This is a genomic window from Phytopseudomonas argentinensis, from assembly GCF_900113905.1.
Classification (GTDB): Bacteria; Pseudomonadota; Gammaproteobacteria; order Pseudomonadales; family Pseudomonadaceae; genus Aquipseudomonas; species Aquipseudomonas argentinensis.
Genome location: NZ_FORC01000001.1, coordinates 1,339,932 through 1,354,872, shown reverse-complemented (window position 1 = coordinate 1,354,872; position 14,941 = coordinate 1,339,932). Strand labels below are relative to the sequence as shown.

Here is a 14,941-nt window from a genome sequence, read left to right as displayed (position 1 = left end):
CCACCTTCAGTTGGCGGTACGCACTCGCGTCCACACCCGGTCGTACTGCTTCAGGCCCTTGCCCAGATCCTGGAAGATCTGCAGCTTGTCCATGACATCGGCCGGCGGGTTGACCTGCGGGTTGTCACGCAGCTCGGCCGGCAGCAGTTTCAGCGCTTCCTTGTTCGGCGTGCCGTTCATCTGCTGAGCGGTGTTCAGCGCGGCGATCTCCGGCTGCAGGAAGAAGCTCATGAAGCGCTTGGCGTTGGCCTTGTTCGGCGCGCTCTTGAGCACGCACATGTCCTCCTGGTACATGGTCGCGCCTTCCTTGGGGATGACATAGGCGAGGTTCTGCGGATCCTGCTTCACGTACATCATGGCGCCGACAAAATAGTGCGCGGCGGCGGCGTCGCCGGATTGCACCATCGGCACGCTGTCGTAGGTGAAGGCGGCGATCAGCGGCTTGCGCTCGATCAGCCAGTCGGCAGCCTGCTTGAGCTCGGCCGGATCGGTGCTGTTGACCGACTTGCCGTCCTTGATCAAACCGACGCCGAGGGTCTCGCGCATATCGTCGAGCATGATCACTTTCTTGCCGGCCTTGGCCTCGGCGAAGAAGTCATCCCAGCTCTCGATCGGCTTGGAGACCTTGTTCTTGTTGTAGAAGATGCCCACCGTGCCCCAGGCGTAGGGCATGCAGTATTCGCCCGTGGGGTCGGACTTGGAACGCAGGAAGGCGGGATCGATATTGGCGAAGGCGACATCCTGGTTGATGTCGGTCTTCTCCAGCAGGCCGAGGGCGGCCATGGTGTCGTGCATGTGCACCGAGGGGAAGACGATGTCGTAGCCCTTGGCCCCGGCTTGCAGCTTGGCCAGCATCTCTTCGTTGCTGCCGTAGGTGTCGAGCGACACCTTGATGCCGGTCTCGGCGGTGAAGCGGGTCAGCACCTCGGGGTTGATGTAGTCGCCCCAGTTGTACAGGCGCAGTTCTTCGGCGGCCTGGGCGGCGCCGGTGACGAGGCCGCTGCCGAGCGCGACGCACAGGGCGATATGACGCAGTACGGGCATGTTCCTGTTCTCCACTGTTGTGACCGCGCCAGGGCGCGACATTTGCTTGTTGCGGCAGGAAGCGCGAGCGTCGACGACGAGGTGGAAAGACTTCTGCTGGCTCTCTCACCCAAACAGCGGCCAATCGACAGCTCTTTGCGTTACGGCTGCAGAGTAGAATATATTTATTCCAAAGATCAATACTCTGACATTTAAATGTCAGAACGATTTGGCATGGCAGGGGAATCGAACATGCTCGATGGCAAGATGCAACACCTGGAAGGCAAGCTGACGCCTGCCGAGCGCACCCTGTGGGTCTACATCCAGGCCAACCTGGAAACCCTCGCCTTTGAGAACGGCGCCAGCCTGGCGGCGAAGAGCGGGGTCAGCCCCAATACGGTCAGCCGCTTCCTGCGTCGGCTCGGCTACAAGGGCCTGAAAAGCCTGAAGGACGAACTGCGCGACGAAGTGCGCGTGCAATCACTGCTCAACCCGGCGCTGATCGAGCGGGTCGAGCAGCCGGAAGACCTGGTGGCCCACCTCAACGAGGAAATCGAAGCGCTGCGCGCCTTCGCCGAGCTGCTCGGCAGCCAGCACTGGCGCGACATCGTGGCGCGCGTGGGGGATGCCGAACGGGTATTCGTCTGCGGCTTCCAGACCATTCGCGGGCTGGCCGAAGACTTCGCCAACCGCCTGGCCCTGGTGCGCTCCGGGGTAGAATTTCTCGATCTCTACAGCGGCGTGCTCGGCCAGTGGCTGGACAGCCACAACCAGCGCTGCTGCGTGATCCTCATCGACATCGCGCCCTACGCCGATGCCGGCATCGCCTTCGCCAACAACTGCCTGAAGCAGAACACCGACCTGGTGGTATTCACCGACGAATACGGCATCGCCAGACATATCGACACGCCGCATATCGTCACCATGAAGACCAAGACCGGGCTGATCCTCGAATCCACCGGCGGCCTGACCAGCGCCCTGAACGTGCTGCTGCACTGCGTCGCCAGCGCGCACAAGGATCAGCTCAAGGAACGCCTGGGTGCCTACCGGGCGCGGGTCGAGAGTCTCAAGCTGTACCGCAGCTGAGGCGCACGGCTGTTCAGCCATTGGAGGTAGCCCGGGTCGAGCGTAGCGACACCCGGGAAAATGCCCTGGGTATCGCATTGCTCGCCTCGGGCTACGGCTGGATCCCGGGGCCGGTTGAGATAGCTCTGATATCAGCGCCTACACCTGTAGAAGCGGGCGGGGACGCCTAGGCCATGCCCGCGATCTTTCGCGCGCATGGCGCGCTCCCACAGGGAACGTAGCCGGGGGCGAGCGCAGCGACACCCGGGAAAATCCTGGGTATCGCGTTGCTCAACCCAGGCTACGGGTGGCGTTCAGCTTGGCTCGCAGAGGTAATCCGCTAACCGCTGGAGCAGCACATCACAGCCCTGTAACTGCTCGATGGCGACGAACTCGTCGGGCTTGTGGCCCTGGTCCATGCTGCCGGGGCCGCAGACCACGGTGGGTATGCCGGCGCCGTCGAACAGGCCGCCTTCGGTGCCGAAGGCCACGGTGCCGAAGTCATTCGACCCGCAAAGCCTGGCCAGCAACCGGGCCGCTTCGCTGTCGGGTGGCGTGGCCAGGCCCGGATAAGCGCTTAACGGTTGCAGGCGGATATCGCTGGCGGCGCTCACCGCCTGCATCTTCGGCAGCAATTGCTCGGCGGCGTAGCGCTGCAGCTCGTCCGGCACGCGCTGCGCATCGAAGCCCGGCAAGGCGCGCACCTCGAAATCGAATTCGCATTCAGCCGGCACGATATTCAGGGCGCGGCCGCCCTTGATCAGGCCGGTCTGCACGGTGGAGAAGGGCGGGTCGAAGCGTGGGTCGTGGTGCTCGGGTTGGGCCAGGCGCGCGCCGATATCACCGAGGTGGCCGATCAGCCGCGCCGCGTATTCGATGGCGTTCACGCCGTAGGGCGCGTAGGCCGAGTGACAGGCCGCGCCGTGTACTTCGCAGCGCATCGCCAGCTTGCCCTTGTGGCCGAGCACGGGCTTGAGCTCGGTGGGTTCGCCGATCAGGCACAGGGTCGGTTTGTGCGGGCGTTTTTCCAGTTCGGCGAGCATCGAGCGCACGCCCAGGCAGCCGACTTCTTCGTCATAGGAAAACGCCAGGTGCACCGGCACCTGCAGCGGGCGTTGCACCAGGCTCGGTACCGCGGCCAGCACGCAGGCGATAAAGCCTTTCATGTCCGCCGTGCCGCGGCCGTACAGGCGCCCGTCGCGCTCGCTGAGCTGGAAGGGTTCGACCGTCCAGGCCTGGCCGTCGACCGGCACCACGTCGGTATGGCCGGACAGCACCACGCCGCCGCGATCCGTCGGGCCGATGGTGGCGAACAGGTTGGCCTTGGTGCCCTCGGCGTTGTGGAACAGCTCGCTGGCGACGTCGAACCCGGCCAGGTACTCGCGGATGAATTCGATCAGCTCGAGATTGGAGTCACGGCTGACCGTGGCAAAGCCGATCAGCCGCTCGAGCAGGGCGCGGCTGGTGGGCTCATTCATCACCCGGCACTCCGTAGCGTGGCGCCGCCGTGGGGTCGAGGGCGCGGGTCAGGTAATCCTGCATCTGCGGGCGGTAGGCTTGCCACAGGCCATCGAGCTGGCCGATGGGGTCGCTATCTGCCCAGTCGACGCGCAGATCGATGATCGGCCAGACCAGATCGCCCACCACCTTGAGCGCCGCCGAGTGCACCGGGCCGGCTTCGCCGCCAGCGGCCATCGCCCCGTGCATGGCGGCGAGCAGGCGGTCGGCCAGTTGCCCGCTGGCGCTCTCGAAGGCCTCGACCATGGCCTGGATCACCGCCTCGCCTGCCAGCAGATTACCCGCCGCCACGCACTGCTCGCCGGCCACGGCGTTGTACAGCCCCAGCGCCTCATTGCCGCTGAACAGCGCGGTGCGGCCCTGGCTGTCGATCACCGTAACCTGGCGATACTGGCTCCAGCCATTGGCGCTCAAGGCATGCTGCAGGGCATCGCTTGGCGCCAGCGCCTGCTGTTCCAGCAAATCGAGAATCTGCGGGCCGAGGGCAGGCAGGGTGACGTTCTGGGTGGCCACCGCGCCGACGCCGGCGCGCAGCCAGGGGCAGCGGGCGCCGACGGCGATGCTTGACGAGCTGATGGCGATGCCCAGCTGGCCGGTGTCCGGGCAGCGCCCGACGATGGAAAAGGTCATGCACGCCTCCTTATTGGGCTGGCCAGTCGTCCGGGATCACCGCGATCACGTCGATCTCCATCAGCCACTGCGGCTGGCCGAGGGCCGAGACCACCAGCCCGGTGGAAATCGGAAACACGCCCTTGAGCCATTTGCCGACCTCCTTGTACACCGGCTCGCGGTAGCGCGGGTCGATGATGTAGGTGGTGGTCTTGACGATATGCGACAGGTCGCTGCCGGCTTCCTCCAGCAGTTGCTTGAGGTTCTTCATGGCCTGCTCGGTCTGCGCCTGCGGGTCGCCGAGGCCCACCAGGTTGCCGTCGAAGTCGGTGCCGACCTGGCCGCGTACGTACACCGTGTTGCCGGCGCGCACGGCCTGGCAGAGGTCGTTGTCCAGGGCCTGGTTGGGGTAGGTGTCCTTGGTGTTGAACATGCGGATACGGGTATGGGTGGGCATCACTTGACTCCCTGCAGGCGGGTGACGGGGGCTGCCTGGCGCTGCTCGGCATCGCGGTAGGCGGTGTACTTGCGCTGCGTGGCGATGTGGTCGGCGACGTGCTTGGCGTCGTGCCACACGCCCCAGATGAACGACGAACCGCGGCGCGACAGCCACGGCAGGCCGAGGAAGTAGATGCCCGGCTCGCGGGACACGCCGCGCTGGTGCTGGGGCTTGCCGTTGGCATCGAAGGTGTCGGCTTCCAGCCAGCTGAAGCCGGTGGCGAAGCCGGTGGCCCAGATGATCGACGTCACGCCGGCAGCGATCAGGTCCAGTTCGCGCAGCGGCTCGCTCATGCACGCCGGGTCGGCCGGGATACGCCGCGCCTCGGGTTCTTCCGGCAGATCGAGGCCATTGCGTTCGATATAGGCGTCGGCGGCATCGAGCAGCGCCAGGTAGTTCTCGTCGCCACGGCGGATATTGTCGGCCAGGTCGTTGGCGAACTGCACCACGCCGTTGTCGAACGAGCGGGTCAGCCCGACCAGGGTCATGCCCTGGTGGGCCAGGCGGCGGAAATCGATGGTCTTGCCGCCGTAGGCGCCGCTGACCGCGATGGTCACGTGCTCGCGGCCGGCCTTGGGGGTTTCCTGGTCCCACTCGCCGAGCACGCCCAGCCACCAGCAGAAGTCCCGGTTGCGGTAGCTGCGTGGCGGCCGATCATGGGCGCCGACGGAGAGGTACACCTGGCGGCCGGATTGCATCAGCTCATCGGCGATCTGCGTGCCGGAGGAGCCGGCGCCCACCACCAGCACGGCCCCGGCGGGCAGCTGCTGCGGGTTGCGGTAGTCGGCGGAATGGATCTGCAGCAGGCGCTCGTCCTGCGGCGCGATGGCGGGAATCACCGGGCGCTGGAAGGGGCCGGTAGCGGCGACCACGCGATTGGCTTCGATCAGCCCCTCGGAGGTTTCCACGGTGAAACCGGGGCGATTGGCATTGCGGCGTACCTTGTGCACCTCCACGCCGGTGCGGATCGGTGCGTCGAAGCTGCGCGCATAGGCTTCGAAATAGGCGGCCACCTGTTCCTTGCCCGGAAAGGCGTCGTCATCGATGTCGAATTCCAGGCCGGGGAAGCGGTCATGCCAGGCCGGGCCGTTGGCCACCAGCGAGTCCCAGCGCATGCTGCGCCAGCGCTCGGCGATGCGTTCGCGTTCCAGCACCAGGTGCGGCACGCCGAGTTTGGTCAGGTGCTCGCTCATCGCCACGCCGGCCTGGCCGGCGCCCACCACCAGGGTGTCTATTTGGGTTGTTTCGACAGCCATCGTTGCGTCCCTCTGAAGGAGGCCGGGCGCCCATGCCCAGGGACGGCCCAGGCCGGGGCGCACGAGCCGTTCGTGCGTTGTGGCCATTGTGTTCAGAGGTGGGGGATAGCGAAATTAGCCTTTTTGTAGTCGTTACCCAGCAAAAAGCTGGGCACCGCCACGGCAGGGGTCAGCCGGGCTGTTCGCTCAGTATCACGCGGTTGCGGCCTTCGCTCTTGGCGGCGTACAGGGCAACATCCGCGGCGGCGACCAGCTCGGCAGGCGTGTGCATGGTCTGCCCGGGCACGCACGAGGCGACGCCGATGCTCAGGGTCAGGTTGGCGTAGGGCGAGCCCGGGTTGGCGATCGCCAGGGCTTCGACATCGGCGCGGATGCGCTCGGCCACAGCCATGGCCGCCGTACTTTCCGCGCTCGGTAGAATCAGCGCCAGCTCTTCGCCGCCGTAGCGTGCGGTGGTGTCTGCGCTGCGCCGGGCATGGCGTTTGAGTATCTCGGCGACTTGCTTGAGCGCCTCGTCGCCGGCCGGGTGGCCGTACTGGTCGTTGAAACGCTTGAAATGGTCCACATCCAGCAGCACGAAGGATAGCGGCTGGCCCTGGGCCGCTGCGGACTGAAAGGCGGCGCGCAGCGTTTCATCCAGGCGCCTGCGGTTGGCCAGGCCGGTCAGGGCATCCTCGCCGGCGATGATCTGCAGCGCGTGGTTGGCCAGCGCCAGGTCGCGGTGCATGCCTTGCAGGCGCGCCTCCATGCGCTCCTGGCGGCCCAGGGCGCGCCAGATCAGCCAGCCCATGGAGAGCAGAATCACCAGCACGCCGCCGCTCAGCGACCCGCTGCGCAACGCGCGGCTGCGCCAGCCTGCCATGGCCTGCTCCTCGCCTAGCGAGGCGCCCACCAGGATCGGGTATTCGTCGCTGGTATCGAAGCCATAGATGCGTTTCACACCGTCGATCATCGCCGTAAGCACCATGTTGCCGCGCTTCACGCCGTCTTCGTTGACCGTGCGCAGCACCGGGCTCCTGGACATATCCAGGCCGGCGTTCTCGGCGGATTCTCGCGACCTGACCAGCAGGGTGCCATCGCGCTTGACCATGCCGATCACGCCCTGGCTACCCACATCGATGCTGCGGTAGAAATCCACGAAGTGCCGGACCAGCAAGGTGGCCAGCACCACGCCACGAAACTCCCCGTTGGCATCGCTCAGGCGCAGGGTCAGGGCAATCACCCAGTCGCCACTCAGGCGGCTCTGGATGGGTGCGCCAATGTACAGGCCGGTCACCTGATGGGCGCTGTGTACCCTGAAGTACTCGCGGTCTTGCGCCGTAAAACGGAGGGTGGCGTTGGGCACCGTGGTGAGCAGCGGGCGGCCGTCGGCGTCGAGTACGGTGAAGCCTTCCACATCGGCCAGGATCGCCGACTGGGCACGGGCTACCTCGAGCACTTCGTGCAGGTTCTCGGCGCCATAACCGGAGACCTGCAGCTTGCGCTGGATGCCGATTAGCACCGTGTGGGCATCACGAATGGTCGACTCCGCCTGCCGGGTTAGCGCCGCCGCCAGGTTCTCCATATCGGCCACATGCTGGCGCAGCGCCTCGCGCCTGTCCCACTCCACCTGCAGGTAAGTGAGCAGCAGCACGGCCACACCCACCACACTGGTCATGATCACGACCAGGCGTCTTAAGTGAGCAATCTTGGAGGTCTGACTCGTCAAGGTGCGGGCCCGGCTAGGCTGGTTGGGCTCGTATCGGCAGCGTGAGCGGCACGGCAGGATAGGAACGTCGTGCAAATTATGAACAAAGCGGCGGGGGGATTGCACGTGGTTTTGCGGGGGGCGGAACACGCAATCGTTTGCCACCCGATGAAACCTTCCGGGCGTTCGCACACGCTGCGGCGCATCGGATTGGCACTCGGGGGAGTGCATCGGTATACTCCGCCAGCCTTCTGGGGGCCTATAGCTCAGTTGGTTAGAGCAGAGGACTCATAATCCTTTGGTCCACGGTTCGAGTCCGTGTGGGCCCACCACCTTCAAAGCCGCGCATTGCGCGGCTTTCGTGTTTCTGCGCTGGTCAGTTTCTAACCAGGCGCAACGCCTGGCGCCCCTCTATTGCCGCGTATTGGTTGATTCGGCTCACCGAATGAGCCGAATAACGCGCCTAATCGGCTCGCGCAGCGATAGAGCAGGAGCCATCGACCCTAGAACTATGGTCGCAACCCTCTTGAGTCCTTGAAAGCAATTAGCCATTATCCGCGCCAGTGCCAGGCTTTTGGATTTCGGCACACCTGCACGCCCTGCAACCGGGCGCTCTGCAAGTCGCGCTGCTCAAGGAAGAAAATGGATTACAGCCCGATAGTCGGTCAGGTCTGGGGCATGCTGGCCTGGTTCATTCCCGCAGCCCTGCTGATCGGCCTACTCAAATCGCCGTGGGCCAAGGGCCATATCGGCGAACTGCTGGTGCGCTTTTTCGCGCACAGACAACTCGATAAGCGCACCTACCGCCGCCTGCACAACGTCACCCTGAATACGCCCGACGGCACTACGCAGATCGATCACGTCTTCCTCTCGCCCTACGGCATCTTCGTGCTGGAAACGAAGAACATGAGCGGCTGGATCTTCGGCAGCGAGAGGCAGGCGCAGTGGACGCAGAAGCTCTACAAAAGCAGCTTTAAATTCCAGAACCCGCTGCGACAGAACTACAAGCACCTCAAAGCACTGGAAGCGACCCTTGGCGTTAACCCCGAGCACCTGCACTCGGTCATCACCTTTGTCGGCGGCAGCACCTTCAAAACCGACGTGCCGGCCAACGTGACCCAGGGCATTGGCTTTATTCGCTATATCCAGTCATTCCAGCAGGCGGTCTTCAGCGAGGCTAAAGTCGACGCCATGCTGCACGCTTTACAAACCGGTCGCCGTGCGCCGACCTTTGCTACACACCGCGAGCACGTGCAGAACGTCAAGCGCCGTAGTGATCCGACAGCCGACCGCAATGCCCGAAATGCGGTAGTGCGCTGCTGATTCGCACCGTGAAAACAGGGGCGAGAGCGGGGCAGCAGTTTTGGGGCTGCTCGGCTTTTCCGAAGTGCAGACTAATGCAAGGGTTATGATCCTAGAAAAGCGCTAACACTTCCAATCAATGAGCATCAAGATTAAAAGAAGAAATCAATAATGATAGAAGAAACTATAGAAGATACCGAATACGATATCGCAGATGAGGCAGAGCTGGAACGAATTATATTTCACGTAGTAAGTCCTAACTTAAATGCACCGAGAATTCTTATGGAGGTAGAAACGCCTGAGGATTATTCTAAGTTCTTTTTGGATAGACTGAGGGAGACGATCAAAGGGACCAAATATCAATTCCAAGGTGACTCTTGGGTAAAAGACCAAGTGAAAATGGCATTGACGAGTCAGCACGCTTTTGTTGATACGTCTGAACGGCTTGCAGAGAAATTTCAGGAGCTTTTTCAGTCAGACAAAAGACTTATACCTGGCGCACTGATGCTTTTGAAAATAAAAAACAAATCTAAAACGTACGGGGCGATGATAAAGTATGACGACATGAGTGTTATTTCATACACAACAGAGACACTAGAGGATGGGAAGTCAAAGCCTATTCTCAATCAGTTCCTAAACAATTTTGTACAAGACAAAAAAGCAATTCAAAAATCAGTGCTTTTTGATATAGATTGCCCTCGATTTAGTATGGTTTGTACTGACAGAAGTGGGAGTAAGGGTGATATTACAGAGAAACTGAAAATCTACTTGCAAGCCGATCGTTTATTTACGGGTACTCTATTGACAGAGAGGCTCATAGCGGCGCTTGAAGAAACAGCAAGGTCTCAATCAGCACTAATCCCTTCAGAAATAAGAAGAAGGCTTAAGAGCAAAATACGACAAGCTGTGAAAGATACCGTGGAATTTGATCCGGAAAATCACGAGCAAATCCTCACAGCAGCCTTTGGTGAGGCGCACAAAGAAGAAAAGGTAAGAAAAGCTTTTGCCGCATCCTTGAAGAAGAAAAAAATATCAAACGAGAAGTTTGAAATATCTCAGGAGGCGATCAAACAGGGCTCTAAGAAAATAAAACAGACCTATGAGGGGGTAAGAGTTATTTATACGAGCAATGACATAAATAAAAACATATTTTTTGAAGATGACGGTGCGAAGAAGATAATCCGAATAGTTACCGACCAGTATGTCTTGGAAGACGAAGCGGATGATTGATATTTTTTCAAGGCTATCGTTTGAAGGGGAGTCTTTAGATGCAGCATTCTATCGCCCTCAAAACGCTGCAGACAGCCTATTGGCTTCTGAACTGAACAAACTGGCTGCCCAAGGGGATTTTGACTTTTCACTTCAAATAAGCGATGAGTTTAGCGAGAGAATAAATCTCCCTACCCTTGACGATCTATCAAGCTTCAAAATTGAACTAGTTGTTTTTAATAAGGCTCGAACCGAAGAGGATAACTATTTCTTCACGATTCAAGGGTTTTTGAAAAACCTGGAGTCAAGTGAAATAGTGAGGTCAAAGAATATTTTCATATATGAAGATATTGTGAGTTTCAATACTTTAACCTGCAATTTCACCAAGTGGGATTTGCTCAAAGGCAGCATTCAAGATAAGAAAAATATTACCTTGGTTGACCCTAGGAAAATAATAAAAGACTATACGGGCTCGCAAATCAGCCACCACCACTTGTTTTGGGTGACTCCTTGTACACCTGAAAATCCTGATTATTTATTTTCGAAATGGCTAGAGATTGCCACGCCTAAAGCGTCCATGCTCTTAGCATCTGAAATATCAGTTATCGATGGAAATAAATATTGCTCAATTAAAGGGGGGAAGACCTTAGATGTTCAGCATGACAACCATGTTATGGCAATCACGCGAGATGAGCACCCCCATATTCACGACGCTCTCAATTGGATTTTTGAAACATCGAGAGAAGTCGAGATAAGGCATACGCTGCTATGTCAAAGACTTTCCCACAATGACCTAAAAAAATCCGAGGCCTGGATCGGATATATCTCGAGAACCATTAAGTCGTCTCTCTCAAACTCTCGAGAAGACTACAAAAATCACCTATTAGTTAAAACAGGCGAGCTATTAAAGGCAATAACTGATATTCGAAAAACGGTTTCCGACGAGACAAATAAAATAATTGAAAAAACAAGCGCTCTTACATCCGCTCTTCTCCGCGATGCAAGTATAGCATTCGTAGTTGCAACGTTAAGACAAACGCTGGTTGCAAAGAGCATTATTTCCAAAGAAAGTGCGTCTTTTTTGCTGGTGGCAACGGCTGTCTGGTTAGCAACTAGTATTCTTCTTACTGGCTACCAGAACAAAATATTCATTCGCACTCAGATAAGATTTCGCAGAAACTGGAGTAAAGGTCTTAGCTCCCTAATTCCAGAAAGAGAGCTTAAAAAGATATCAAGGCGCCCTATCAGAGAGGCTGTTGAGAACTATGGTCGAATAAAGAATGTCATTGATTTTATATATGCAGTTTTAATATTGGTAATATTGAGCATGCTAGTATTCGGGGGATAGGCCTACCTTACAGCTCTAAGCCTTATTCCGAAACCACGATGAAAGTACATTAGCGGTACAGTAACTAGCCTCATACACCTCCACTTAACTGCGCTCAACGCCAGTCACCCGCTACTTTCAGCTAGCTGTACCTACCCCAGCCTATACGAGGCTTCACTAGGCTTTCGGCATTTTCCAGGCAACTCATAATCTTCGGTTCCACGGTTCGAGTCCGTGTAGGCCCGCCATTTTTAAAGCCGCGCCTTTCCTCAATTCTCATTGTGGCCAACTACTCAACGGTGCCACCCAGCCACTTTCCCTGAACCTTTCCAACCCCCATCCAGTCGGCTCTAGAACCGTCGCGTTTCGCGGCGCCGGCACAGGATGCGTGTTATGCGAGACCGCACCAGCAGGATCGCCACTTCCCCACTGCACGTCGAACAGCTATGGCAGAGCTACCAGCGCGTCCGCGCTGCCAGTGAGCGGCTTTGCGAGCCGCTGGAGGCCGAGGATTATGTGATCCAGAGCATGCCGGACGTGAGCCCGCCGAAGTGGCATCTGGCCCATGTCACCTGGTTCTTCGAAGCCTTCGTGTTGCAGCCGTTCCTGCCGGGTTATCGCCCGCTGGATGAGCGCTACGACCATCTCTTCAACTCCTACTACAAGACCCACGGCACGCCTTTCGAACGGGCGCGGCGGGGGTTGTTGTCGCGGCCGACGGTGAGCGAGGTGTACGCCTATCGCAGCCACGTCGATCTGGCCATGGAGCAGCTGTTCAGCCAGCGAGGTGCTGAGTTGCCCGACGAGGTGCTGCAGCGCATCGAGTTGGGGCTGGAGCACGAGCAGCAGCATCAGGAGCTGCTGCTGATGGATATCAAGCACATCCTGGCGCAGAACCCGCTTCGTCCGGTTTACCGTCATGACCTCAAGCCGGGCGGTACGGCGGCGAGCGAGCTGCGCTGGATCGAGTTTCCCGCCGGGCTGCGCCAGGTCGGTTTTAGCGGGGAGGGCTTTGCCTTCGATTGCGAACGGCCGCAGCATCGGGTGTTCGCCGAAGCCTTCCAGCTGGCCAATCGGCCAGTGAGCAATGGCGAATATCTTGAGTTCATCCGCGATGGTGGTTACCGCAGCACGGCGCTGTGGCTGGCGGACGGTTGGGACCATATCCAGCGTGCCGGCTGGCAGGCGCCGCTGTATTGGCAGCGCGAGGGCGACGACTGGCTGGAGCTGACCCTGGGCGGGCCTCGCGAGCTGGATCTGGATGCGCCGGTCTGCCACCTGAGCTATTTCGAGGCCGAGGCCTTCGCCACCTGGGCCCAGGCTCGGTTGCCCCGCGAGGAAGAGTGGGAAATCGCCGCCCAGGACGAGCCCGTGTGGGGCAACTTCGTCGAGAACGATCACCTGCAGCCCGTGGCGGCGGGGCAGGGCGATGGCCTGCAGCAGCTGTATGGCGATGTCTGGGAATGGACCGCCAGCGCCTACCGGCCTTACCCCGGGTTTCGACCGCTGGGCGGTAGCCTGGGCGAGTACAACGGTAAGTTCATGTCCGGGCAGATGGTGTTGCGCGGCGGCTGTTGCGCCACGCCGGAAGACCATGTGCGGCCCACCTATCGCAACTTCTTCTACCCCACCATGCGCTGGCAGTTCTCCGGTCTGCGCCTGGCCAAGGAGCTCTGAGCATGGCACTGGCAATCCGTACCCAAGCACGATCCCTGAGCCCGGAAAAGCAGGCACTGCGCGAGGAGGCCCTGCGCGGCTTCGCCGCCAGCCCGAAGGCGATGTCGCCGAAGTTCTTCTATGATCACCGCGGCTCCCAGCTGTTCGAGCTGATCTCCCAGCAGCCGGAGTACTACCCGACGCGCACCGAGGAAACCATCCTGCGCCTGTCGGCAGGCGCTATCGCCGAGCTGGCCGGGCGCAATGCCAGCCTGGTGGAGTTGGGCAGTGGCGCCAGCCGCAAGATTCGCCTGCTGCTCGAAGCCCTGCGCCCGGCGCGCTACCTGGGTATCGATATCTCCCGTGAATTCCTGGATATCTGCACGCGCCGCCTGGCCGCCGATTACCGCTGGCTGGACGTGCACGCGCTGTGCGCCGACTTCAGCCAACCGCTGAAGCTGCCCGCCGAGGCGCTGGGGCAACGGCCGCTGGCGTTCTTCCCCGGCTCGAGCATCGGCAATTTCGATCCGAGCGAGGCCCGTGCCTTTCTGCGCAATCTGCATCAGGCGCTGCCGGCCGGTAGCGGCTTGCTGATCGGCGTGGATCTCGTCAAGGATCGCCAGGTGCTGGAGCGTGCCTATAACGATGCGGCCGGGGTGACCGCGCTGTTCAATCTCAACCTGCTCGAGCGTATCCGCACCGGGCTGGACAGCGATATCGACCCGCGACGCTTCGAGCACCGGGCTTTCTACAACGAGCAGGCCTCGCGTATCGAGATGCACCTGGTCAGCCGGCAGGCGCAGCAGGTGCGCATCGAGGATCAGGTGTTCGACTTCGCCGCCGGCGAAACCCTGCACACCGAGAACTCCTACAAGTACACGCCCGGTGCCTTTGTCGGCCTGGCTGGCGAATGTGGCTTCGTCTCCGTGGCTATGTGGCGCGACCCGGCGCAGCTGTTCAGCGTGCATTTCTTGCGGCGCGAGTGAGGGCGCAGCCGCCATCACGCCAATTGCACTGCACGAATCTCGGCAACCACTGCGCGGCGATGGTGTCTGTAAGCATCGGCATGGCGGGCCTGATCATCTTCAGGCGCTGCGCCTACTGCACACACCCTCGAAAAGGATGACCACTTTGCAACGCTTGCTAACCCTCATCACTCTGTCCGCCCTGATCACCGCCTGTGGGCAAAGCGCGCCGTCCGAGTCGGAAATTTCCAAAACGCTGGCCGACAGTGTTTCCGGCAAAGGCTGCGCCACCTCGACGCTGTTCAAGCGTTTCCCGATTCCGTCCGACATGGCCAGCAAGAACGGCGCGATCACCCGGCCGTTCGAGGAAATGGGCTTTATCGCGCAGAGCGCCGATGGCTACCAGCTGACCGAGAAGGGCCAGGCCGAATACGACGCCGAACGCTCCGGCTTCTGCTACACGGACAGCTACCAGATCAGCGATATCAAGGTCATCGATGAAGAGGCTGAGAGCGACCTGCCGCCGGCCCTGTCCGGTGCCTGGACCGTGAGCTTCACCCTGGCGCCGGCCAGTGTCGATGAGTGGGTGAAGAACCCGGCGATCATCAAGGCGGCAAGCCGTGCATCGCTTGAGGAGATCGTCGAGCCGCAATCCTTCAACGTGCGCGTAGCCAGGGAGAAGGGTAAGGACGAGCTGATCGCCGCCGATCCGCGGTTCAGCTTCAGCCCGGGCATCCATTTCAATATGGGTTGGTAACGTCGCGATCCTGCGAACCAGGCGCTGTTGCTGCCGTGGTTCGCTCGCTTCTGCAGTGGGCGCCCCGG

Annotated in this window: 12 protein-coding genes, 1 tRNA gene and 1 pseudogene; 8 read left to right on the top strand and 6 right to left on the bottom strand. The window is 60.3% G+C overall.

All coding sequences use genetic code 11. From position 1 onward, the window contains the following. Window positions 1–6: 6 nt before the first annotated feature. Window positions 7–1,044, bottom strand: a complete 1,038-nt coding sequence (locus BM154_RS06150) for a polyamine ABC transporter substrate-binding protein (RefSeq protein ID WP_074881464.1) — start codon at window positions 1,042–1,044, stop codon at window positions 7–9. Between the two features lie 213 nt (window positions 1,045–1,257). On the opposite strand from BM154_RS06150, the gene BM154_RS06145 reads away from it, so the two are divergent. Then, the gene (locus BM154_RS06145) at window positions 1,258–2,109 is read left to right on the top strand and encodes a MurR/RpiR family transcriptional regulator (protein WP_244157060.1); all 852 of its coding nucleotides are present in this window, start codon (window positions 1,258–1,260) and stop codon (window positions 2,107–2,109) included. Between the two features lie 293 nt (window positions 2,110–2,402). On the opposite strand, the gene argE is transcribed toward BM154_RS06145, so the two are convergent. The 5 genes from argE to BM154_RS06120 form a co-directional block, all read right to left on the bottom strand. Beyond that, window positions 2,403–3,566 carry an acetylornithine deacetylase gene (gene argE, locus BM154_RS06140; protein WP_074881463.1) on the bottom strand — a complete coding sequence of 388 codons (1,164 nt, stop codon included), beginning with the start codon at window positions 3,564–3,566 and terminating at the stop codon, window positions 2,403–2,405. Next, a complete protein-coding gene (locus tag BM154_RS06135; RefSeq protein WP_074881462.1) occupies window positions 3,559–4,236 on the bottom strand; it encodes a DUF1028 domain-containing protein in 678 nt (225 codons plus the stop codon). The genes argE and BM154_RS06135 overlap by 8 nt, the downstream gene beginning before the upstream one ends. Before the next feature lie 10 nt (window positions 4,237–4,246). Continuing rightward, a complete protein-coding gene (locus tag BM154_RS06130) occupies window positions 4,247–4,672 on the bottom strand; it encodes a RidA family protein (RefSeq protein ID WP_070884426.1) in 426 nt (141 codons plus the stop codon). Continuing rightward, entirely contained in the window at window positions 4,672–5,970 is a 1,299-nt protein-coding gene (locus BM154_RS06125; RefSeq protein WP_074881461.1) for a flavin-containing monooxygenase, read from the bottom strand. Before BM154_RS06125 ends, BM154_RS06130 begins: the two co-directional genes overlap by 1 nt. 169 nt (window positions 5,971–6,139) lie before the next feature. After that, window positions 6,140–7,627, bottom strand: coding sequence for a diguanylate cyclase (locus tag BM154_RS06120; protein WP_074881460.1), 1,488 nt, complete (start codon window positions 7,625–7,627; stop codon window positions 6,140–6,142). A gap of 285 nt (window positions 7,628–7,912) precedes the next feature. On the opposite strand from BM154_RS06120, the gene BM154_RS06115 reads away from it, so the two are divergent. From BM154_RS06115 to BM154_RS06090, 7 genes and pseudogenes are all read left to right on the top strand, one after another. Then, a tRNA-Ile gene (locus BM154_RS06115) sits at window positions 7,913–7,989 on the top strand. Between the two features lie 310 nt (window positions 7,990–8,299). Continuing rightward, window positions 8,300–9,069 (top strand): annotated as a pseudogene (locus tag BM154_RS06110) (nuclease-related domain-containing protein). Window positions 9,070–9,130: 61 nt separating this feature from the next. Then, window positions 9,131–10,189 carry a nucleoid-associated protein gene (locus BM154_RS06105; protein WP_074881459.1) on the top strand — a complete coding sequence of 353 codons (1,059 nt, stop codon included), beginning with the start codon at window positions 9,131–9,133 and terminating at the stop codon, window positions 10,187–10,189. Beyond that, complete coding sequence (locus BM154_RS23755) at window positions 10,182–11,516, top strand: hypothetical protein (protein ID WP_139225391.1); 1,335 nt, start codon at window positions 10,182–10,184, stop codon at window positions 11,514–11,516. Before BM154_RS06105 ends, BM154_RS23755 begins: the two co-directional genes overlap by 8 nt. Window positions 11,517–11,888: 372 nt before the next feature. Beyond that, window positions 11,889–13,172 (top strand): ergothioneine biosynthesis protein EgtB, encoded by a 1,284-nt coding sequence (gene egtB, locus BM154_RS06100; protein WP_074881458.1) that lies wholly within the window; start codon window positions 11,889–11,891, stop codon window positions 13,170–13,172. Window positions 13,173–13,174: 2 nt separating this feature from the next. After that, on the top strand, window positions 13,175–14,137 hold the full coding sequence (gene egtD / locus BM154_RS06095) for an L-histidine N(alpha)-methyltransferase (protein ID WP_074881457.1): 963 nt from the start codon (window positions 13,175–13,177) through the stop codon (window positions 14,135–14,137). A 145-nt stretch (window positions 14,138–14,282) separates the two neighbouring features. Next, complete coding sequence (locus BM154_RS06090; protein WP_074881456.1) at window positions 14,283–14,873, top strand: acyltransferase; 591 nt, start codon at window positions 14,283–14,285, stop codon at window positions 14,871–14,873. Window positions 14,874–14,941 lie beyond the last annotated feature (68 nt).

Coding starts and splice junctions, on each gene's coding strand:
- egtB (WP_074881458.1), top strand. CDS start 11,889: ATGCGAGACCGCACCAGCAGGATCGCCACTTCCCCACTGCACGTCGAA.
- egtD (WP_074881457.1), top strand. CDS start 13,175: ATGGCACTGGCAATCCGTACCCAAGCACGATCCCTGAGCCCGGAAAAG.
- argE (WP_074881463.1), bottom strand. CDS start 3,566: ATGAATGAGCCCACCAGCCGCGCCCTGCTCGAGCGGCTGATCGGCTTT.
- BM154_RS06120 (WP_074881460.1), bottom strand. CDS start 7,627: ATGACCAGTGTGGTGGGTGTGGCCGTGCTGCTGCTCACTTACCTGCAG.
- BM154_RS06105 (WP_074881459.1), top strand. CDS start 9,131: ATGATAGAAGAAACTATAGAAGATACCGAATACGATATCGCAGATGAG.
- BM154_RS06150 (WP_074881464.1), bottom strand. CDS start 1,044: ATGCCCGTACTGCGTCATATCGCCCTGTGCGTCGCGCTCGGCAGCGGC.
- BM154_RS06125 (WP_074881461.1), bottom strand. CDS start 5,970: ATGGCTGTCGAAACAACCCAAATAGACACCCTGGTGGTGGGCGCCGGC.
- BM154_RS23755 (WP_139225391.1), top strand. CDS start 10,182: ATGATTGATATTTTTTCAAGGCTATCGTTTGAAGGGGAGTCTTTAGAT.
- BM154_RS06130 (WP_070884426.1), bottom strand. CDS start 4,672: ATGCCCACCCATACCCGTATCCGCATGTTCAACACCAAGGACACCTAC.
- BM154_RS06145 (WP_244157060.1), top strand. CDS start 1,258: ATGGCAGGGGAATCGAACATGCTCGATGGCAAGATGCAACACCTGGAA.
- BM154_RS06135 (WP_074881462.1), bottom strand. CDS start 4,236: ATGACCTTTTCCATCGTCGGGCGCTGCCCGGACACCGGCCAGCTGGGC.